Annotated in this window: 21 protein-coding genes; 15 read left to right on the top strand and 6 right to left on the bottom strand. The window is 67.8% G+C overall.

All coding sequences use genetic code 11. The features are described 5' to 3' along the window. Positions 1-99: 99 nt before the first annotated feature. Positions 100-984 carry a LysR family transcriptional regulator gene (locus QZ853_RS19565; RefSeq protein WP_295579029.1) on the top strand — a complete coding sequence of 295 codons (885 nt, stop codon included), beginning with the start codon at positions 100-102 and terminating at the stop codon, positions 982-984. A 73-nt stretch (positions 985-1,057) separates the two neighbouring features. Here QZ853_RS19565 and pip read toward each other — a convergent pair whose 3' ends face one another. Together pip and prmC are read right to left on the bottom strand one after the other, a co-directional pair. Beyond that, entirely contained in the window at positions 1,058-1,999 is a 942-nt protein-coding gene (gene pip / locus QZ853_RS19560) for a prolyl aminopeptidase (RefSeq protein WP_295578665.1), read from the bottom strand. A gap of 48 nt (positions 2,000-2,047) precedes the next feature. Then, positions 2,048-2,905 carry a peptide chain release factor N(5)-glutamine methyltransferase gene (prmC, locus tag QZ853_RS19555; protein ID WP_295578658.1) on the bottom strand — a complete coding sequence of 286 codons (858 nt, stop codon included), beginning with the start codon at positions 2,903-2,905 and terminating at the stop codon, positions 2,048-2,050. Between the two features lie 324 nt (positions 2,906-3,229). On the opposite strand from prmC, the gene ahpC reads away from it, so the two are divergent. The 5 genes from ahpC (at position 3,230) to QZ853_RS19530 (ending at position 8,184) form a co-directional block, all read left to right on the top strand. Then, positions 3,230-3,793, top strand: a complete 564-nt coding sequence (ahpC, locus tag QZ853_RS19550) for an alkyl hydroperoxide reductase subunit C (RefSeq protein ID WP_025877950.1) — start codon at positions 3,230-3,232, stop codon at positions 3,791-3,793. A gap of 215 nt (positions 3,794-4,008) precedes the next feature. Beyond that, positions 4,009-5,601: an alkyl hydroperoxide reductase subunit F gene (gene ahpF, locus QZ853_RS19545; protein ID WP_295578648.1), complete on the top strand. Its 1,593-nt coding sequence runs from the start codon at positions 4,009-4,011 to the stop codon at positions 5,599-5,601. Between the two features lie 85 nt (positions 5,602-5,686). Then, positions 5,687-6,649 (top strand): LysR substrate-binding domain-containing protein, encoded by a 963-nt coding sequence (locus QZ853_RS19540; protein WP_295578646.1) that lies wholly within the window; start codon positions 5,687-5,689, stop codon positions 6,647-6,649. A gap of 123 nt (positions 6,650-6,772) precedes the next feature. After that, positions 6,773-7,177 (top strand): nucleoside diphosphate kinase regulator, encoded by a 405-nt coding sequence (gene rnk, locus QZ853_RS19535; RefSeq protein ID WP_295578640.1) that lies wholly within the window; start codon positions 6,773-6,775, stop codon positions 7,175-7,177. A gap of 50 nt (positions 7,178-7,227) precedes the next feature. Then, a complete protein-coding gene (locus QZ853_RS19530; RefSeq protein WP_295578634.1) occupies positions 7,228-8,184 on the top strand; it encodes a transaldolase in 957 nt (318 codons plus the stop codon). A 465-nt stretch (positions 8,185-8,649) separates the two neighbouring features. Here the strand turns inward: QZ853_RS19530 and msrA are convergent, their stop codons facing one another. Together msrA and QZ853_RS19520 are read right to left on the bottom strand one after the other, a co-directional pair. Then, the gene (gene msrA / locus QZ853_RS19525) at positions 8,650-9,315 is read right to left on the bottom strand and encodes a peptide-methionine (S)-S-oxide reductase MsrA (RefSeq protein WP_295579026.1); all 666 of its coding nucleotides are present in this window, start codon (positions 9,313-9,315) and stop codon (positions 8,650-8,652) included. A gap of 30 nt (positions 9,316-9,345) precedes the next feature. Beyond that, a complete protein-coding gene (locus tag QZ853_RS19520; protein WP_106550103.1) occupies positions 9,346-9,609 on the bottom strand; it encodes a DUF2007 domain-containing protein in 264 nt (87 codons plus the stop codon). Positions 9,610-9,847: 238 nt separating this feature from the next. Between QZ853_RS19520 and QZ853_RS19515 the strand changes: the two genes are divergently transcribed. The 6 genes from QZ853_RS19515 (at position 9,848) to QZ853_RS19490 (ending at position 15,217) form a co-directional block, all read left to right on the top strand. Beyond that, positions 9,848-11,596 (top strand): glutamine--tRNA ligase/YqeY domain fusion protein, encoded by a 1,749-nt coding sequence (locus QZ853_RS19515; protein ID WP_295578619.1) that lies wholly within the window; start codon positions 9,848-9,850, stop codon positions 11,594-11,596. A gap of 43 nt (positions 11,597-11,639) precedes the next feature. Then, entirely contained in the window at positions 11,640-12,293 is a 654-nt protein-coding gene (locus tag QZ853_RS19510) for a hypothetical protein (RefSeq protein WP_295578612.1), read from the top strand. Positions 12,294-12,341: 48 nt separating this feature from the next. Continuing rightward, entirely contained in the window at positions 12,342-13,064 is a 723-nt protein-coding gene (locus QZ853_RS19505; RefSeq protein WP_295578605.1) for a DUF6348 family protein, read from the top strand. A 96-nt stretch (positions 13,065-13,160) separates the two neighbouring features. After that, positions 13,161-13,721 (top strand): nucleoside deaminase, encoded by a 561-nt coding sequence (locus tag QZ853_RS19500; protein WP_295578598.1) that lies wholly within the window; start codon positions 13,161-13,163, stop codon positions 13,719-13,721. Next, positions 13,705-14,772 carry a 23S rRNA (cytidine(2498)-2'-O)-methyltransferase RlmM gene (rlmM, locus tag QZ853_RS19495; protein WP_295578591.1) on the top strand — a complete coding sequence of 356 codons (1,068 nt, stop codon included), beginning with the start codon at positions 13,705-13,707 and terminating at the stop codon, positions 14,770-14,772. Before QZ853_RS19500 ends, rlmM begins: the two co-directional genes overlap by 17 nt. Before the next feature lie 49 nt (positions 14,773-14,821). Next, positions 14,822-15,217: an EF-hand domain-containing protein gene (locus QZ853_RS19490; protein WP_295578584.1), complete on the top strand. Its 396-nt coding sequence runs from the start codon at positions 14,822-14,824 to the stop codon at positions 15,215-15,217. Between the two features lie 146 nt (positions 15,218-15,363). On the opposite strand, the gene QZ853_RS19485 is transcribed toward QZ853_RS19490, so the two are convergent. Continuing rightward, positions 15,364-16,545 (bottom strand): UbiH/UbiF family hydroxylase, encoded by a 1,182-nt coding sequence (locus tag QZ853_RS19485; protein WP_295578579.1) that lies wholly within the window; start codon positions 16,543-16,545, stop codon positions 15,364-15,366. Further along, entirely contained in the window at positions 16,542-17,750 is a 1,209-nt protein-coding gene (ubiH, locus tag QZ853_RS19480; protein ID WP_295578572.1) for a 2-octaprenyl-6-methoxyphenyl hydroxylase, read from the bottom strand. The genes QZ853_RS19485 and ubiH overlap by 4 nt, the downstream gene beginning before the upstream one ends. A 108-nt stretch (positions 17,751-17,858) precedes the next feature. Between ubiH and QZ853_RS19475 the strand changes: the two genes are divergently transcribed. From QZ853_RS19475 to QZ853_RS19465, 3 genes are read left to right on the top strand one after another with little or no spacing between them, the layout of a single operon-like run. Beyond that, positions 17,859-18,443, top strand: coding sequence for a hypothetical protein (locus QZ853_RS19475; protein WP_197582582.1), 585 nt, complete (start codon positions 17,859-17,861; stop codon positions 18,441-18,443). A 5-nt stretch (positions 18,444-18,448) separates the two neighbouring features. Continuing rightward, positions 18,449-19,003: a cob(I)yrinic acid a,c-diamide adenosyltransferase gene (locus QZ853_RS19470; RefSeq protein WP_295578557.1), complete on the top strand. Its 555-nt coding sequence runs from the start codon at positions 18,449-18,451 to the stop codon at positions 19,001-19,003. A 9-nt stretch (positions 19,004-19,012) separates the two neighbouring features. Next, positions 19,013-19,951, top strand: coding sequence for a histone deacetylase family protein (locus QZ853_RS19465; RefSeq protein WP_295578539.1), 939 nt, complete (start codon positions 19,013-19,015; stop codon positions 19,949-19,951). The last annotated feature ends 46 nt before the right edge of the window (positions 19,952-19,997 follow it).

Raw genomic sequence — 19,997 nt, 5'->3', positions numbered from 1 at the left:
CGGGTGCAGTGGGGGGAGCGCAGTCTCATTGATGCAGAGCAATCAATAAACCCCTTCTCAGCCATATCTGTCATGATTTTCAGCATGAATGGACTGTCGATGGACCTCAATGCGGTGCGCATGCTGGTGCAGGTGGCCGAAGCCCGCAGTTTCACCGTTGCCGCCGGGCAGCTGGGCCTGAGCCAGTCCGGGCTGTCGCGCGCGATCGGCCGGCTGGAGGCCACGCTGGGGGTGAAGTTGCTGCAGCGGAACACCCGCAACGTGGCGCTGACCCCGGATGGGCGCCAGTTCGTCGACCAGGTCGCGCCGCTGCTATGCGGCCTTGAGGACGCCGAACGGCAGCTGGCTGACCGCCCGTGCACGCCGTCGGGCACGCTGAAGATCAGTGCGCCATCGATGTTCGGGCGCAAGGTGCTGGTGCCGCTGCTGGGGCCGTTGCTGCAGCAGCACCCGCAGCTGCAGGTGGACGCGGTGCTCAGTGATCGCCTGGTCGATCTGGTCGAGGAAGGCTTCGATGCCGCGCTGCGCACCGGCGTGATTGCCGACCAGCGCATCGTTGCGCGGCCGCTGCGGCCGCTGCGCTGGGTGACGGTGGCCAGCCCGTCCTATCTGGCCCGTTGCGGCGCGCCGATCGATGTCGCGGCGCTGCAGGACCACGCCTGCCTGGCGGTGCGCAACCTGCGCAGTGGTCGCGTGGTCGATTGGCAGTTCCTGCAGCACGGGCGGCTGCGCGACTTCACCCCGCCGACGCGGATGGTGTTCGACAGCGGCGACCCGCTGGTGGAAGCGGCCATCGCCGGCATCGGCATCGTGCAGGTGATGGATTTCGCGGTGGCCGATGCGTTGGCCGACGGACGCCTGCAGCGCGTACTGCAGCCGTTTGAAGGCCGCAGCCGCGAGCTGTCGCTGATCTACCCGCCGTCGCGGCAGCACTCACCGAAGCTGCAGGTGCTGGCCGACGCGTTGTTGGCCGGGGAGTGGTAGCGCCTGCCGCTGGCCGGCGCCTGCACCGAACCAGGCGATTACAGGTTGCGTGGCCAGCAGCCGGCACCAGCGATCAGGCAAAGCTATCGGTGGCGCGTACCAGTGCGTCCACGTTCTCGGCTTCGAACGCCGAGTGGCCCGAGGCCGGGGTGATTTCCAGCTTCGCCTTCGGCCACACCTTGGCCAGGTCCCAGGCGTTGGCCAGCGGGCAGACCACGTCGTAGCGACCGTGCACGATCACGCCCGGAATGTCGGCGATGCGGTGCGCGTCGCGCAGCAGCTGGTCTTCCACCTCGAAGAAGCCACCGTTGACGAAGTAGTGGTTCTCGATGCGGGCGAAGGCCAGCGCGAAGTGCGGGTCTTCGTGGCTGTTGATGAAGTCGTCATCGACGTGCAGGAAGCTGGTCGCGCCTTCCCACACCGCCCAGGCCTTGGCCGCTTCCAGGCGGGTGGCTTCGTCGTCGCTGGTCAGCCGGCGGTGGAAGGCCGAGATCAGGTCATGACGTTCCACCGACGGGATCGGCTTCAGATAATGCTCCCAGGCATCCGGGAACAGGCGGTTGGCACCTTCCTGGTAGAACCATTCCAGTTCCCAGCGGCGCAGCATGAAGATGCCGCGCAGCACCAGCTCGGTCACGCGCTGCGGGTGGGTTTCGGCATAGGCCAGTGCCAGGGTCGAGCCCCAGCTGCCGCCGAACACCTGCCAGCGATCAACCTTCAGATGCTCACGCAGCGTTTCGATATCGGCGACGAGGTCCCAAGTGGTGTTGTCCACCAGGTCGGCGTGTGGGGTGGAACGGCCGGCACCGCGCTGGTCGAACAGGATGATGCGGTACTTCGACGGGTCGTGGAACTGGCGCATCTTGTCGCTGCAACCGCCACCCGGGCCACCGTGCAGCATCACCACCGGCTTTCCGTCCGGGTTGCCGCACTGTTCGAAGTACAGCGTGTGGCGGTCGTCGACCTTCAGGGTGCCGACGTCGTAGGGGGTGATGGCGGGGTACAGCGTACGCATGCTTGCAGCTCCAGGGTGATGCCCTGCCGGGGCAGGAGAACCTCCATTCTAGGCCGGTCGCCGGCCCAGGGTGATGCGGTCGCGCTGCTCCAGGTCCTGCACGGTCTGCACGTCGGCAAAACCGGCGGCGTCGAACAGCGCGCGGATCGCCTCGCCCTGGTCCCAGCCGTGCTCGATCAGCAACCAGCCACCGGGCAGCAGATGCGCCTGGCCGCCGGCAACGATGCGGCGGATGTCATCCAGCCCATCCAGGCCGGACGCCAGTGCGGTGGACGGCTCGAAGCGCAGGTCGCCCTGCTGCAGGTGCGGGTCATCGCTGGCGATGTACGGCGGGTTGCTGGCAATCAGGTCGAAACGCGCCCCCTGCAACGGCGCATACCAGTCGTGCCCGCCCTCGGCGAAGCGCACGTTGCGCAGTTCATGACGGGCAGCATTGCGCGCGGCCACGGCCAGCGCGCCCGGGCTGGCATCGGTGGCCAGCACCTGCGCCTGCGGCCGTTCGCTGGCCAGGGCCAGGGCAATGGCGCCGCTGCCGGTGCCGAGATCGGCCACCAGCAGGTCGCGATCGGCCGGCAGGCGCTCCAGCGCCAGCTCGACCAGCAGCTCAGTTTCCGGGCGCGGAATCAGGGTGCACGGGTCCACCTCCAGGTCCAGCGTCCAGAAGCCGCGGCGGCCGGTCAGGTAGGCCACCGGCTCACCGGCCACGCGGCGTGCCAGCAGGGCTTCGAAGGCGGCCTGATCGGCGCAGGGCAGCGGGTCGGTGGCGTGCGCGAACAGCCAGCTGCGCGGGCGCCCCAGCACATGCAGCAGCAGCAGTTCGGCCTCATGGCGGGCCTCGATGCCGCCCAGGCGAGCGCTGGCCTCGGCCACCACCTGGCGCAGGGAGGGTTCGGTTTTGACAGACATGCCGCAATTGTAGAGCCGAGCCCACGCTCGGCTGCTCCACCCGCAGCCGAAGCATGGGCCCGGCTCTGCAAAAGCTGGAATCCGTTCAGGTGTTGCCAAAGGGGATAAGGCGCGGCTATCGGCCCCGTTCGGTGCCCCGGGGAGATTTCCCTTGCCACACAGGCAGTTGCAGGATGGAGGCAGCCGGGTTCAGTGCCTGCTCAGTGCATTTTGATAGACTGAAACTATCAAATAGATGCAATCAATGGATTGTTCTTATCACAATTGAATCGGTAACCTAGCTCCTGTCGATTCACCCACTCCCCTTCACCCAGAGGAAAAACGATGTCCCTGATCAACACCCAGATCCAGCCGTTCGAAGCCAATGCTTACCTGAATGGCGAGTTCATCAAGGTCTCCGACAGCACCCTGAAGGGCCAGTGGTCGGTCCTGATCTTCATGCCGGCAGCCTTCACCTTCAACTGCCCGACCGAGATCGAAGACGCCGCTGACCACTACGCCGAGTTCAAGAAGGCCGGCGCCGAGGTCTACATCGTCACCACCGATACCCACTTCTCGCACAAGGTGTGGCACGAAACCTCGCCGGCCGTCGGCAAGGCCCAGTTCCCGCTGGTCGGCGACCCGACCCACCAGCTGACCCGCGCCTTCGGCGTACACATCGAAGAAGAAGGCCTGGCCCTGCGCGGCACCTTCATCATCAACCCGGAAGGCGTGATCAAGACCCTGGAGATCCATTCCAACGAGATCGCCCGTGACGTGTCCGAGACCCTGCGCAAGCTGAAGGCTGCCCAGTTCACCGCCGCCAACCCGAACCAGGTGTGCCCGGCCAAGTGGAAGGAAGGCGAGAAGACCCTGACCCCGTCGCTGGACTTGGTCGGCAAGATCTAAGGCAGTACCGGCGCGCCGTGGCCCCACGCCACGGAGCGCTCTTCATCCCCGTGCCGGTCCCCCGCCGGCGTGGGGGTGAACCCAAGACGGCCGCGCCCGCATCGCCCCTTCCACAGGTCCGCGCTGCCCTCTTGGGTTCACCCCTATCACTCGCTGGTCCGCTACCTTTCACAGCGGTGCCACGCCCCCTGTTTGCCTGAAGCCAGGAGAAGACCATGTTGGACGCCAACCTGCAGTCGCAGCTGAAGACCTATCTGGAGCGCGTGACCCGCCCGATCCAGATCACCGCACACGCCGATGACGGTGCCAAGTCGCAGGAAATGCTGGACCTGCTGCAGGCCCTGGAAAGCCTGTCTGACAAGATCTCGCTGCAGGTCCTGCGCGACGGCCAGGGCCGTGTGCCGTCTTTCGACCTCGGCACCCCGGGCCAGGACATCCACCTGACCTTCGCCGGTCTGCCGATGGGCCACGAGTTCACCTCGCTGGTGCTGGCGCTGCTGCAGGTCGGCGGCCATCCGTCCAAAGCCACTGCCGAGCTGATCGAGCAGGTGCAGAGCCTGGAAGGCGACTACCGCTTCGAAACCTACTTCTCGCTGTCCTGCCAGAACTGCCCGGACGTGGTGCAGGCGCTGAACCTGGCTGCCGTGCTTAATCCGCGCATCCAGCACGTGGCCATCGACGGCGCGCTGTTCCAGGACGAAGTGGAGAAGCGCGAGATCATGTCTGTGCCCACCGTGTACCTCAACGGTGAAGTGTTCGACCAGGGCCGCATGACCTTGGAGCAGATCGTGGCCAAGCTGGACACCAATGCCGGCAAGCGCGATGCCGAGAAGATCGACGCCAAGGACGCCTTCGACGTGCTGGTGGTCGGCGGTGGCCCGGCCGGCGCGGCTGCGGCGATCTACGCCGCGCGCAAGGGCATCCGTACCGGTATCGCCGCCGAGCGCTTCGGTGGCCAGGTGCTGGACACCATGGCGATCGAGAACTTCATCTCGGTGAAGGAGACCGAAGGCCCGAAGCTGGCCACGGCGCTGGAACAGCACGTGCGCGAGTACGAGGTGGACATCATGAACCTGCAGCGTGCCAGCGCGCTGTTGCCGGCCGGTGAAGACGGCCTGGTGAAGGTGCAGCTGGAGAATGGCGCGGTGCTGAAGTCGCGTTCGGTGATCCTGTCCACCGGCGCGCGCTGGCGGCAGATGAACGTGCCGGGCGAGGACCAGTACCGCAACAAGGGCGTGGCCTACTGCCCGCACTGCGATGGCCCGCTGTTCAAGGGCAAGCGCGTGGCAGTGATCGGCGGTGGCAACTCTGGCGTCGAAGCGGCCATCGACCTGGCCGGCATCGTGTCGCATGTGACCCTGCTGGAGTTCGATTCCAGCCTGCGCGCCGACGAAGTGCTGCAGAAGAAACTGCGCAGCCTAGGCAACGTCACCGTGCTGACCAGCGCGCAGACCACCGAAGTGCTGGGCGACGGCAGCAAGGTCACCGGCCTGGTCTACAAGGACCGCGTCGGCGGCGATGCCCACCGCGTCGAGCTGGAAGGCATCTTCGTACAGATCGGCCTGCTGCCCAACACCGAGTGGCTGAAGGATGTGGTGGCGCTTTCGCCGCGTGGCGAGGTGGTCATCGACGACCGCGGCCAGACCAACCTGCCGGGTGTGTTCGCTGCTGGCGATTGCACGACGGTGCCCTACAAGCAGATCATCATCGCCATGGGCGCCGGCTCGACCGCCGCACTGAGCGCGTTCGACCACCTGATCCGCTCGTCGGTGAGCAACAGCAGCGGTGCCGTTGCTGAAGCGGCCTGATCCACCGTTCCCAGATCACCGGGAATATTGTCTGCCTGTCGGGTAACCACGCCGTCAGCCGGTCCGTTACCCCTGGGGTGTAAGGATGAACCTACGTGATCTGAAGTACCTGGTAGCCTTGGCCGAGCACAAGCATTTCGGCCGGGCTGCCGCCTCCTGCTTCGTCAGCCAGCCCACGCTGTCCACCCAGATCCGCAAGCTGGAAGAGGAACTGGGCCTGCCGCTGGTGGAACGCGCACCGCGCAAGGTGATGCTGACCCCGGCCGGCCAGGAGGCTGCAGCACGGGCGCGGGTGATCGTGTCCGAAGTCGAGCAGCTGAAGGAAGCGGCGCGACGCAGCCGCGATCCGGAAGCCGGTACGGTGCGCCTGGGGATTTTCCCGACCCTGGGCCCGTATCTGCTGCCTCATGTGATCCCGCGCATCCGCGATCGATTCCCGGAGCTGGAACTGCTGCTGGTCGAGGAAAAGAGCGACGTGCTGCTGGACCGCCTGCGCGAAGGCAAGCTGGATGCCGCACTGCTGGCGCTGCCGGTGATCGACGACCAGCTGCACGCCGAATTCCTGTTCGAGGAGCCGTTCCTGCTGGCCGTGTCCGGGCGCCACCCGCTGGCCCGCCGCGAGCATCTGGACGTGCAGGAACTGGCCACGCAGAAGCTGCTGCTGCTGGAAGATGGGCATTGCCTGCGCGACCAGGCGCTGGAAGTGTGCCGCCTGTTCGGCGCCAACGAGAAATCCGAGTTCCGCGCCACCAGCCTGGAGACGCTGCGGCAGATGGTCGCCGCCGACGTGGGCATCACCCTGCTGCCCAGCCTGTCGGTGCAGCCGCCGGTGCCGCGCTCGAACAACATCCGCCTGCTTGATTTCACCGGCGAAGGCCGGCCCAGCCGCCGCATCGCAATGATCTGGCGCCGCAGCTCGGCGATGAACGACTTCCTGATGGAACTGGCCAACCAGTTCAAGCGCCTGCCGCAGGCACTGTTCACCCTCGATGCGGTGAATGCCTCCGACGAGGCGACCGCCCTGTCCGGCCCCGCGCTGAACGACTGAGCCCCCGCAGCATCGGCCTGGAATCGGCAGGAGTCGATTCCGGCCGCATTTGTCCCCACAATACAGACAGGCGGCGCCAGCAGGTGCCGCCTTTTGCATGGCTTTCAACCAAGGAGCTTCACCATGAACACCGCCAGCGGCCTGCCGCCGTCGATCACCGTTTCCACCTTCGACATGGACCGCCTGGATGCCATGCTCGAATCCCCTGCGCTGAGCCAGACGCCTGCCGCGCTCGCGCTTGCCGAAGAACTCAACCGGGCCACCGTGCTGGCACCGGACCAGATTCCCGAAGGCATCGTCATGATGCATTCGCGCGTGGAGTGCGAAGATGAAGTGTCGGGCGAGACGCACATCCTGACCCTGGTCTTCCCCCGCGAAGCCAACGTCGACGAAGGCAAGGTTTCCGTGCTGGCCCCGGTCGGCAGCGCGCTGCTCGGCCTGTCGGTCGGCCAGAGCATCGACTGGAACGCGCCCGGCGGCCGCAAGCTGCGCCTGCGCGTGACCGCGGTCCACAACGACCGCCCCTGATTACCGCTGCGCACCGCGCGCGACTCGATCCCCCTGCACCAGGAGCCGTAATGAGTACCCCGTCCAAACTGTCCCAGCTGCGCGAACTGTCCGTGGTCGTTGCCGATACCGGTGACTACGACGCCATCAAGCGCCTGCAGCCGGTGGACTGCACCACCAACCCGACCCTGGTGAAGAAGGCGCTGGACCTGCCGGTCTACGCCGAGCTGATCGAACGCGAACTGGCCTGGGGCCGCCAGCAGACCGGCGACCGCGAGGCCGTGGTGCACGCCGTGGCCGACCGCCTGACCATCGGCGTCGGCGCGCTGCTGAGCACGCTGGTGCCGGGCCGCGTATCCACCGAAGTGGACGCCGACCAGGCCCATGACACCGCCGCCACCGTGGCCAAGGCCCGCCAGTTCATCCAGATGTACGCCGATGCCGGTGTGCCGCGCGAGAAGATCCTGATCAAGATCGCCGCGACCTGGGAAGGCGTGGAAGCGGCGCGCGTGCTGCAGGCCGAAGGCATCGACTGCAACCTGACCCTGATCTTCAACCCGACCCAGGCGCTGGCCTGCAGCGAAGCCGGCGCGTTCCTGATCTCGCCGTTCGTCGGCCGCATCCTCGACTGGTACGTAGCCAACGGCCAGACCCCGGCCACCATCGACGAAGACCCGGGCGTGAAGTTCGTGCGCGGCGTGTATGCCGAATTCAAGCGCCGCGGTTCGCCGACCGTGGTGATGGGCGCGTCGTTCCGTTCCACCGCGCAGATCGAAGCGCTGGCCGGCTGCGACCGCCTGACGATTTCGCCGGACCTGCTGGAAAAGCTGGACGCCGACCATGGTGAGCTACCGCGCAAGCTGGCGGCCGGTGCCGCCGACGGCGCAGCGGTGACCCCGATCGACGCAGCGAAGTTCGCCGCCGACCTGGCCGCCGATCCGATGGCGACCGAGAAGCTGGCGACCGGCATCGATGCGTTCGCCAAGGATCTGGAAGCGCTGCGCGAGCGGATCCGCTCGGAACTGTGATTCCAGCCAACGGCTGAGCCCCTCGTGGCGGGGGGCTTTGTAGAGTCGAGCTTGCTCGACTGACTGCTGGAGCAACAGCCGCGCTGGGTCGGGCGGGTTGGGCTCGCGGGAGACGCCGTGAATCCATCCCTGGAGGCTTGGCCGCCGCATCCATGCGGCGGACACTCCCGCGCTACGCGTGCTCACAAACAAAAAGGACGCGGCGAATGCCGCGTCCTTTTTGTTTTCTTTCAGGTCGTCAGTAACCCCATGCTGTTGCCCACCGTCACCGGGGAACTGTCGAAGGCGGGACGGGTGCAGATGGCGGGACCGTCCACGGCATGGATGCCGTGGCCGAGCCCCAGGGATGGGTTTACGGCGTGTCCCGCCATCTGTACCCGTCCCGCCAAACCCACAGCAACCCAGGACCGCTTTGGCTTTGGCTTTGGCTTTGGCTTCTGCCCGCCGCAGGCGGACCATCGCGCGTCAGCGCGGCGCCTCCACATCCAATCCGATCGGGCAGCTCACGCCGGTGCCGCCGATACCGCAGTAACCGTTCGGGTTCTTCGCCAGGTACTGCTGGTGATAGTCCTCGGCGTAGTAGTACTCGGGCGCCGGATACACGATCTCGGTGGTGATCGGGCCGTAACCGGCCGCATCCAGTTGGGCCTGGTATGCCTCGCGGCTGGCCAGCGCTGCCTTGTACTGGGCCTCGTCGGTGGCGTGGATCGCCGAGCGGTACTGGGTGCCGGTGTCGTTGCCCTGGCGCATGCCCTGGGTCGGGTCGTGGCTCTCCCAGAACAGCTGCAGCAAGCGCTCCAGGCTCACCACCGCTGGATCGAACACCACCTGCACCACTTCGGTGTGCCCGGTCAGGCCCGAGCAGACCTCTTCATAGGTCGGGTTCGGGGTGATACCACCGGCATAGCCCACCGAGGTGCTGTACACGCCCGGCTCGGTCCAGAACTTGCGCTCGGCGCCCCAGAAGCAGCCCAGCGCGAAACGGATCTGCTGCAGGCCGGCGAAGCGGTCCTTCAGCGGATGGCTGTTCACAAAGTGCTGGTTGCTGTGCAGCGGCAACGGCTGCTCGCGCCCCGGCAGCGCCTCTTCAGCGCGCGGCAGGCGCTGCTTGAAGGCCCCGATGCCGAGGATGCCCTGTCCAATTCCCAACATGATGCGCTCCTACGCCGGCAGGCCGGCAATGTCGTCGGCATCTGAAATGGGGTCGGAGGGGGCCTGGCCCAAGTCCAGCGCGGCCACGATGTCCTCCGCCTGCGGGCGCGCCGCATCCGGGATGCCGACCCGCAGCACACCGAACAGCGGCAGCTCGCCCATGCCGCCCAGCAGCGACTCGCCGAACACGAAGGCCGGAATGCCGGCGTCTTCCAGCGCGTGCTTGACCAGGTGGGCGTCGAACAGGTTGTCGGCCTTGTACACGATGTGCATGGGGCGGCTCCATGGGACAGGGGTCCAGCATACGCCCGGGGCCTGAATGCCGGTGCTGCGTTCTGCCGGCCAGCGGCCGGCACTATCCATCTACGCGTGGATCCCCAATCTGCCGGCCGACCACCCTGGAGGGTGGGGGTAGTGCCGGGCGCTGGCCGGCAACCCCCTGGCCCACCGGGCAGCCCTGCCCGGTACGCGCTAGACTGTTGGTCTTTCTGCCCTTTTTCGCCCCAGACTCATGTCCGAGCACATCCCCGCCAGCCCCGAGACCCCCGCCGACAGCCACGAGAAGCGCGATTTCATCCGCCAGATCGTGCGCGAGGACCTGGCCAGCGGAAAGCACCAAGCGATCAAGACCCGCTTCCCGCCCGAGCCGAACGGCTACCTGCACATCGGCCACGCCAAGTCGATCTGCCTGAATTTCGGCATCGCCGGTGAGTTCAACGGCGTCTGCAACCTGCGTTTCGACGACACCAACCCGGCCAAGGAAGACCCGGAATACGTGGCCGCGATCCAGGACGACGTGCGCTGGCTGGGCTTCGAGTGGAACGAGCTGCGCCATGCCTCGGACTACTTCCAGACCTATTACCTGGCCGCCGAGAAGCTGATCGAACAGGGCAAAGCCTACGTCTGCGACCTGTCGGCCGAGGAAGTGCGCGCCTACCGCGGCACCCTGACCGAGCCGGGCCGCCCGTCGCCGTGGCGCGACCGCAGCGTCGAGGAGAATCTCGACCTGTTCCGCCGCATGCGCGCGGGTGAGTTCCCGGATGGCGCGCGCACCTTGCGCGCGAAGATCGACATGGCCAGCGGCAACATCAACCTGCGCGATCCGGCGCTGTACCGCATCAAGCACGTCGAGCACCAGAACACCGGCAATGCGTGGCCGATCTACCCGATGTACGACTTCGCGCATGCACTGGGCGATTCCATCGAGGGCATCACCCACTCGCTGTGCACGCTGGAATTCGAAGACCACCGCCCGCTGTACGACTGGTGCGTGGACAACGTCGATTTCGCCCATGACGACGCGCTGACCCAGCCGCTGGTCGACGCCGGGCTGCCGCGCGAAGCGGCCAAGCCGCGCCAGATCGAGTTCTCGCGCCTGAACATCAACTACACGGTGATGAGCAAGCGCAAGCTGATGGCGCTGGTCACCGAACAGCTGGTGGACGGCTGGGAAGACCCGCGCATGCCCACCCTGCAGGGCCTGCGTCGCCGTGGCTACACCCCGGCGGCAATGCGCCTGTTTGCCGAGCGCGTGGGCATCAGCAAGCAGAACTCGCTGATCGACTTCAGCGTACTGGAAGGCGCGCTGCGCGAAGACCTGGACAGCGCCGCACCGCGCCGCATGGCGGTGGTCGACCCGGTCAAGCTGGTGCTGACCAACCTGCCGGAAGGCCACGCAGAGCAGCTGACCTTCAGCAACCACCCGAAGGACGAGAGCTTCGGCAGCCGCCAGGTGCCGTTCGCACGCGAAGTATGGATCGACCGCGAGGACTTCGCCGAAGTGCCGCCGAAGGGCTGGAAGCGCCTGGTCCCGGGTGGCGAAGTGCGCCTGCGTGGCGCCGGCATCATCCGCTGCGACGAAGTGATCAAGGATGCGGAGGGCACCATCACCGAGCTGCGCGGCTGGCTGGATCCGGAATCGCGTCCGGGCATGGAAGGCGCCAACCGCAAGGTCAAGGGCACCATCCACTGGGTCAGCGCCGTGCACGGCGTGCCGGCCGAGATCCGCCTGTACGACCGACTGTTCTCGGTGCCGAACCCGGACGACGAATCGGAAGGCAAGACCTACCGCGATTACCTCAACCCGGAATCGCGCCGCACCGTCACCGGTTATGTCGAGCCGGCCGCGGCCAGCGCCGCCCCGGAGCAGTCGTTCCAGTTCGAGCGTACCGGCTACTTCGTTGCCGACCGCCGCGACCACACCGAGGCCAAGCCGGTGTTCAACCGCAGCGTGACCCTGCGCGACACCTGGTCGGCCTGAGGAGCTGCGCGGGCGCCCGCGCGGCGCCCGCACGACCGTGACCATGATCACCGCCCTGTCCGCCCTGCTCTGGTTCATCTCGCAGCATCCGCTGCTGACGTTCTTTGCAGCGATGGTGCTGGCCGGGCTGGTCTCGTGGTGGCGGCGTTTTCCGGGTTACGCCATCGTGGTGTTCCCGCTGGCGATGCTCAACATCTTCCTCGGCAGCTTCCTCAACGCCACCTTCCTCAATGCGGCAGGCGAGCGTGGTGAAGCGGTCATCGTCAAGGCCGAGAAAACCAATTCCACGCTCAACGAACAGTACATCTGGCGCTACGAAGCGGTGCTGCGTACCGCCGAGGGCCGCGACGTGGAGGTGGTGTTCCATACCAACACCGCCTCGCTATGGCCGCTGGAGAACGCGATCCGCATCCCGGCGCAGGACCAGCCATTCGTGGTGAAGTACACGCCGGGCTTCCCGCGCAACTTCGTCATCCTCACCGATGAATCGCCACACGGCATCGCGCAGGCCCGCGCCAGCGCGCGCGAGCGGGTGGAGGTGGCTGCACGCAAGCTGCATTTCAGCCCGGGCAACGCCGACTTCCGCGCGGACTATCGCCGTGAACTGGATACCTGGCTGCGTGATCATGGCAACGATCCGCAGCAGCAGTCCGACGCACGGCGATATCGCGCAGAACGCGAAGCACTCGACCACTAGCACCAGGCCCGGCCTGGATGCTCCACCCGATCCATCCAGAGGCCTGACATGACCACGACGTCCACCGCCCTCCTCCCGCTGCTGCAGCAGGTCCTGCAGGACGCCGGCATCGCCAGCCGCGTCGACGGCGGCGCGCTGCTGCTGGACAGCGGCCTGCGCCTGACCCCGCATGCGATGGCGGCACACGCGCGCGACAACGGTGGCTGGCAGACCTCCACGGTCATCGAGGCGCAGCACCCCACCCTGTTCGCCGATGGCCTGTTCGAGTACCAGCACGCCAACGGTGCCGATGAGCAGGCGTCGCTGCAGTCTGGCTTCCAGACCTGGGTGCGGGTGGACCTGGCGACCCTGCAGACCGCGATCGGCGCCGAAGACGCACAGGGCATGCCGATGATGGGCCTGACCTATCCGGCCAGCGACGACGGCGAGGAACACGAACGCACCGTGGTGCTGGGGCCGTTGGCGCACTACCGCGCGCAGGAGGTGGATGCCTCCACCTGCCGCGAGGACGACCACGGTTCCTGCCCCTGCTGCCTGTTCACCAAGAGCATGGACGCCTTCGACGACCTGCTGAAGGCGCGCCAGTTCCTCGCCATCCGCCTGTTCGCTTCGCGCGATGCCGACGGCCTGTGCGAGGCCGATTGCCGGGTCAATGGCCACGACTTTGCAGCCGCCCTGCCCCTGCTGCGCGCCTACGCGGCCAGCTGGCCGCAGGCCGGGCTGGAATTCCGCAAGCAGTACGTGGTGATCCGCACCGGCTCACCCGGCTGACCCGCGCCCACACCCGATACAGGCCGGTGCGGCTACACTGCGCGCCGGTTTCCCAAGCAACCGCACTTTTCCCATTCCACACGAGGCACCCCCGCGATGCTGTACGCGCAAGTCCACCTGACCCTTCCCGCCTGGATCCACGACCAGATCGACCTGGATCGTCGATATCCGGGCGATGAGGCCAAGGTCGCGCTGGCGATCGAGCTGTCGCGGCTGAACGTCGAACACGCCAGTGGCGGCCCGTTCGGCGCCGTGGTGTTCGGCCCGGATGACAAGGTCATCGCCGCTGGCGTGAACCGGGTGATGCCGCACGCGACCTCGCTGGCGCACGCCGAGAACATGGCGTACATGCTGGCCCAGCAGCGCCTGCAGACCCCGCGTCTGAACGCGGTGCTGTCGCCGGTCACCCTGGCCACCAGCTCGCAGCCGTGCTGCCAGTGCTACGGCGCCACTGTGTGGGCCGGCATCGACCGCCTGCTGATCGGCGCCAACGCGGCCGACGTCGAGGAACTGACTCCGTTCGATGAAGGCCCGCTGCCGGCGGACTGGGTCGGCGAGCTCAACAAGCGCGGCATTGAAGTCGTGCAGGGCCTGAGCCGCGACGCCGCGCGCAGCGTGCTGCGTGCCTATGGGGAAAGCGATGGCGCCCGTTACTGAAACCGGCATCGGCCTGCTGTGCCTGTGCCGACAGGGCTTCGAGCCCGAGCTGGCCGGCGAGCTGCAGTTCCGTGCCGGTGAAGCCGGTTTCGCCGGCTACGCACGTACCCAGCGCAATGACGGCTACGTGCTGTTCATGTGCGACGAAGCCGCTGCACTGGCAGCACAGCTGCGCTGGCGTGAGCTGATCTTCGCGCGGCAGAAGCTGGTGGTGCTGGCCGAGCTGCCGCAGCTGGACCCGGCCGACCGCATCACCCCGATGCTGGACGTGCTGGCCGATGCACCGCGCTTCGGTGACCTGTGGGTGGAACATCCGGACTCGGACGCCGGCAAGCCGCTGTCCGGCCTGGCCCGCGCCTTCGGCAACGCGCTGCGCCCGGCGCTGCGCAAGGCCGGCAAGCTGACCGACAAACCGAACAACCGCCTGCCGCGCCTGCACGTGGTGTTCGTCGATGGCACCCACGCCTTCGTCTGCATCGCCGACCCGGCCGACAGCGCACCGTGGGCACTGGGCATTCCACGCCTGAAGCTGCTGCCTGAAGCACCCTCGCGCTCGGCACTGAAGCTGGACGAAGCGCTGTTGACCCTGCTGGCGCCGGGAGAACGCGAAGCGCTGGTGAAGCCCGGCATGCGCGCGGCCGACCTCGGCGCTGCGCCCGGCGGCTGGACCTGGGTGCTGACCCGCCAGCACATGCAGGTGCTGAGCATCGACAACGGCCCGCTGCGCCAGCATGTGCTGGACACCGGCCTGGTCGAGCACCTGCGCGCCGATGGTTTCCACTGGCACCCTGAGCAGCCGCTGGACTGGATGGTCTGCGACATGGTCGAGCAGCCGCGCCGCGTGGCCGAGCGCATGGCCACCTGGTTCCGCGAAGGCTGGTGCCGGCACGCGATCTTCAACCTGAAGCTACCGATGAAAAAGCGCTGGGACGAGACCCGGTTGTGCCTGGACCTGTTCCAGGACCAGGCCGGCAAGCCGCTGGTGGTGCGTGCCAAGCAGCTGTACCACGACCGCGAAGAGATCACCGTACTGGCTTCGCCGCTGCGCTGAACCCATTGCATCCGCCGGGCGTGGCCCGGCGCTACCGGGGAACGGAACCATGCGATACCACTCGCTCACCATGCTGATTACCTTGTTGGCAGCCACCCCGGCGATGGCCCAGCCGTTGCCGCATACGCCCGCACAACGCCAGCCGCTGGGCCCGACCGGTGGCGCGATCCGCCAGCAGCCGCTGGGCGCTGGCCGGGTCACCGGCAGTGTGGACATTGCACAGCCCGCCGGCGAGGCGCAGGTGACGGTGCGTTCGCTGGAACCGAGCAGCGTGATCGGCCAGTACCGCATCCACTTCGCTGCGCTGGATGTGAACGGCGATGGCTTCATCAGCCGCGAGGAAGCACAGGCCAATCCGGCGTTGGCCGACGAATTCAACGCGCTGGACCGCAAGCATCGCGGCAAGCTTGACCGTGACGACCTGGCGGGTTGGCTGGTCGATTGATCCACCGTCGCGATCTTGATCCACGCATGGCGTGGATCTACTGAGCCCATGCGGCGCCCGCTCTGGGCAGGTGCCAACCCAGAGTGGCGTCCCGTGGTTGGCAACACGCCAGCGATGCACGAAACGTCGTGCGGTTTGTTTTCCCGCTACACGCCAGCGGCACGTTTCCAGAACGCCTGCACCAGCGGTGGCCACTTGCCCACGCAGCCCAGTGCGGGGCCGCGGGCCAGGGTCAGGTGCATCTCGTCGTTGGAGAACAGGCGGTTGATCGCATCGAAGCTGTAGGCCGCGATGTGGTTGTCGCTGCGCCGTTCGCGGGCCCAGCGCTGCAGGCGCTGCGGCGACAGGCGCGGCTGGCCACGGCGCGCAGCCGACGGCGCCAGCCACTGCTGCAGGGCGGCGACATCGCGCAGCCCCAGGTTCACGCCCTGCCCGGCCAGCGGATGCACCACGTGCGCGGCATCGCCGAGTGCCAGCACGCGGCCGGCCACATAGTGCCGGGCCAGCTGCCGGCGCAACGGGAACGCCGCGCGCGGCGACGCCAGCCGCAGGCCGCCCAGGCGCGCGGCGAATGCGCGGGTCAGTTCGCGGTTGAACGCGTCCTCGTCCAGCGCCAGCACGCGTGCGGCTTCGTCTTCCGGCAGCGTCCAGACAATCGAGCTGCGCCGCTGGGCCACCGGCAGCAACGCCAACGGCCCGCTCGGCAGGAAGCGCTGCCAGCCCGTGGCCTGGTTCGGCAGTTCACTGTCGACATAGGCCACCACGCCGCGCTGGTGGTAGTCGTGGCGCTCGACCTCGATCCCGGCCAGCTGGCGCAGGGTCGATTCGGCACCATCGGCAGCCACGGCCAGCGACGCTTCGAGACGACGACCGTCATCCAGGCGCAGGCGCACACCGTCCTCGTCCTGCTCCAATGCATCCACCCGCGCCGGGCAGTGCAGCTGTACGCCGGCCGCCGGCAGCGCCGCCCACAGGCGATCCTGCAGCAGGCCGTTCTCGACGATGAAGCCCAGTTCGCGGCGACCGAAGCGATCGGCGTCGAACAGCAGATCCTCACCGCCGGCCGCATCCCACACCTGCATGCGCCGGTACGGCCAGGCACGGGCCTGCGCGATCGCCGGCCACACCCCGAGACGCTGCAACAGCTGCACGTTGTCGGCAGCGAAGGCGAACACCCGCAGGTCCGGCTGTGCCGCCTGCCACGGCGCCGGTTCGCGGCCCTCCACCAGCGCGACCGACAACCCGGCGTTGGCCAGCGCCAGTGCACAGGCCGCACCGACCACGCCACCGCCAACAACGGCCACATCCAGGCGCGCGCGCCGGCTCATGCGGTTTCTCCACGGCACAGCCGTGGCACTTCGCCACGGAAGCCCATCGCACCACCGACCAGCATCGACTGCACCGAGGCGCGCTGCGCGGCGACCAGGCCGAGACTGCGCAGCGGCCGCAGCAGCGGTGCCGGGTTACTGGTCAGCCGTGCCAGCCCGCCGGAGAACGCCACCGTCTGCCGGCGGTCCTCCTCACGACGGGCCACATAGGCCTGCAGCAGCGCATCGCCGCCGGTATCGTCGTTGCAATCCTCCAGCAGTTCGGCCAGGGTCAGCGCATCACGCAGGCCCAGGTTGAAGCCCTGCGCACCCAGTGGATGAATGGTCTGTGCGGCATTGCCGAGCAGCGCCGTGCGCTCACCGATCAACGCGCGTGCCAGCACCTGGATGAGCGGATAGGCACTGCGCGGGCCGGATTCCAGCAGGCGGCCGGCACGCCAGCCGATCGTATCCTGCAGCCGCTGCAGCCACGCCGCATCGTCCAGCGCCATCACCGCGTCAGCCTGATCGCGGGCGACGCCATGCACGGTGCCGAAGTGACGGTCGCCGCGCGGCAGCAGGGCGGTCGGGCCGGTGTCGGTGAAGCGCTCCCAGGCGGTGCCATCCGGCGCGCGCTGGCTGCGCACGCGGGCCACGAACAGGGTCTGCCGGAAGTCATGGCGATCCACCTCGATGCCCAGCGCTTCGCGCACGCCACTGCGGGTGCCATCGGCACCGACCACCAGCCGTGCCAACAGCACGCGTTCGCCGGCTTCGTCGGCCACCCGCACTTGGCGGTAACCATCAATCACCTCGCCCAAGCCCAGGAACCGCATCGGCCGGTAACGGCGCAGGCGCGGCAGTTCCTGGAGGCGCGCTTCAAGCGCCTGGCCGAAATCGCGTGCCACCACCACCTGGCCGAACCACGGCCGGTCGTAGTCGGCCGCGTCAAGCTGGACCCGGCCGAAATCACCCGCACGGCTCACATGGATGCGCTGGATCGGGCCCGGCGTCATCGCCAGCTTCTGCATCACGCCCAGCGCGGTCAGCGCGTTGACGGTGGCCGCGGCGAAACTGAGGTTGCGCTGGTCGAACACCGCCGGCAGCTCGCCGGCCGGGCTGGCTTCAAGCAGGCCAACGTCACGGCCCAGGCGGTCCAGGGCAATGGCCAGGCTGGCACCAACCAGGCCGCCGCCGACGATCAGCACGTCATGTCGTTCACTCATGCATTCATGATACGCGCTCGCCCCGACTGTAGGCCCAACGGGGGCAGCTCTGCGCCAACCCGCGCGGCGGGCTAGAATGAAACCTGAATCCGCTCCTGGCCCGCCGCCATGTCCGACACCGTCAACCGCGCCTTCGTCCTGTCCGTGCTGGTCCTGCTGCTGGCGGCGACGCGCGTCAACCACTTTGCGGCGATCCCCGATGCTTCCTGGGCCGTATTCTTCATCGGTGGCTTCTACCTGGCGCGCTGGACGCGCTGGGCGTTCCCGCTGCTGATGGTGTTCGCGGTGCTGGTCGACTGGATCGTGATCCGCAGCAGTGGCCTGGATTTCTGGCAGCACTACTGCGTGTCGCCGGGCTATTGGCTGCTGCTGCCGGCCTATTTCTCGCTGTGGGCCGGCGGCATGCTGCTGGGCCGCAACTACCAGAGCGCGCGCTGGCCGGTGCTGGCCAAGGGCGCCCTGCTGCTGGTCGCTTCGGTGGCGGTCTGCCATCTGCTGGCACAGGGCGGCTTCTACTGGACCAGCCGCAACGTGGCCGAACCGACCCTGGCCGGCTGGGCGCAGAACTATGTCCAGTGGTTCGGCCCGTACCTGCGCACCACCGCGATCTACGTGGCGCTGGCCGCCGCCCTGCAGCTGGCCGTGGAGCAGGTGTTGAAGCTCCAGCAGGCCCGCCGCGACATCCGGCACTGAGCCGTATGGGTCATCGCCTCTCGCGCATCTATACCCGCACCGGCGACGACGGCAGCACCGGCCTCGGCGACGGCCAACGCGTTGCCAAGGATGACGCCCGCGTCGCCTCCTACGGCACCGTCGACGAGGCCAATGCCGCACTTGGCCTGCTGCTGGCGGTCCCATTGCCGGACGACGTGCGCGGCCTGGTCGTACACCTGCAGCACCAGCTGTTCGACCTCGGCGCCGAACTGTGCATCCCCGGCCACGCCGCGATCCACGCCGCCGATGTTTCGGCGCTGGAGCAGCAGCTGGACCAGTACAACGGCAGCCTGCCGATGCTGAAGGAGTTCATCCTTCCGGCCGGTGGCGAGGCGGCCGCGCGCTGCCACCTGGCCCGCACCATCGTCCGCCGCGCCGAACGCGAGACGGTCACCCTGGCACGCCACGAAAGCGTGCGCAGCGAGGCCCTGCAGTACCTCAACCGTCTGTCGGACCTGCTGTTCGTGCTGGCGCGCGTGCTGGCGCGTGTCGATGGCCACGGCGAGGCGCTGTGGCAGCCACAGCACCGCCAGCGCTGAGTCGGCACCATGCTGGTCTATACCCATCCGTCCTGCCTGCTGCATGACCCCGGCCCCGGCCATCCGGAATGCCCGCAACGCCTGCAGCACGTGCTCGATGCGCTGCACGCAGCCTTCCCCGGCAAGCTCGAATGGCGCGAAGCGCCGCCGGCCAAGTTCGGCGAACTGACGCGGGTCCACGACAGCGCCCTGCTCGACTTCGTGCTGCAGCCGCAGACCGCGCCGCTGCGCCAGCTGGACATGGACACCTGGACCTCGCCGGGCTCGGCCAGCGCCGCCGTGCATGCCGCCGGTGCCGGAGTGGCCGCGGTCGATGCGGTGATGCTGGGCGAGGACCCGCTGGCGTTCTGCGCGGTACGCCCACCGGGCCACCATGCCACCAGCAGCACCGCGATGGGCTTCTGCCTGCTCAACAACATCGCCATCGCCGCCGCCTACGCCCGCGACCGTCATGGCCTGGAGCGGATCGCGGTGGTCGATTTCGACGTGCACCACGGCAACGGCACCCAGGACATCTTCCAGCATGACGCCCGGGTCTCGTACTACAGCACCCACCAGGCCGGCCTGTTCCCCAATTCCGGGCTGCGCCGCGACCGTGGCGCCGGCAACCTGATGAACATCCTGCTGCCCCCCGGCAGTGGCGGTTTCCGCTTCCGCAATGTCTGGGCCGACGAGATGCTGCCGGCCATCGATGACTTCCGCCCGCAGCTGCTGCTGATCTCGGCCGGCTTCGACGCCCATCTGCGCGACCCGCAGGCCGACCTGATGCTGGAGACCGACGATTTCGGCTGGATCACCCGCGAGCTGCACGCGCTGGCCCGCCGCCACGCGGCCGGCCGGGTGGTCTCGATGCTGGAGGGTGGCTACGACCTGCAAGCGCTCGCCGAGTGCAGCGTGGCCCATATCCAGGCACTGATTTCACCGGCCACCGGCGGCGCTGCCGGATGAACCCGAACCGGCGGGCCTGGACGGCCTTCATTGCCCCTATGCAAGG

The sequence above is a fragment of the uncultured Stenotrophomonas sp. genome (assembly GCF_913778665.1).
Classification (GTDB): Bacteria; Pseudomonadota; Gammaproteobacteria; order Xanthomonadales; family Xanthomonadaceae; genus Stenotrophomonas.
Note: the sequence above shows the minus strand (reverse complement) of the source record. Positions and strands in the feature narration are given on the sequence as shown.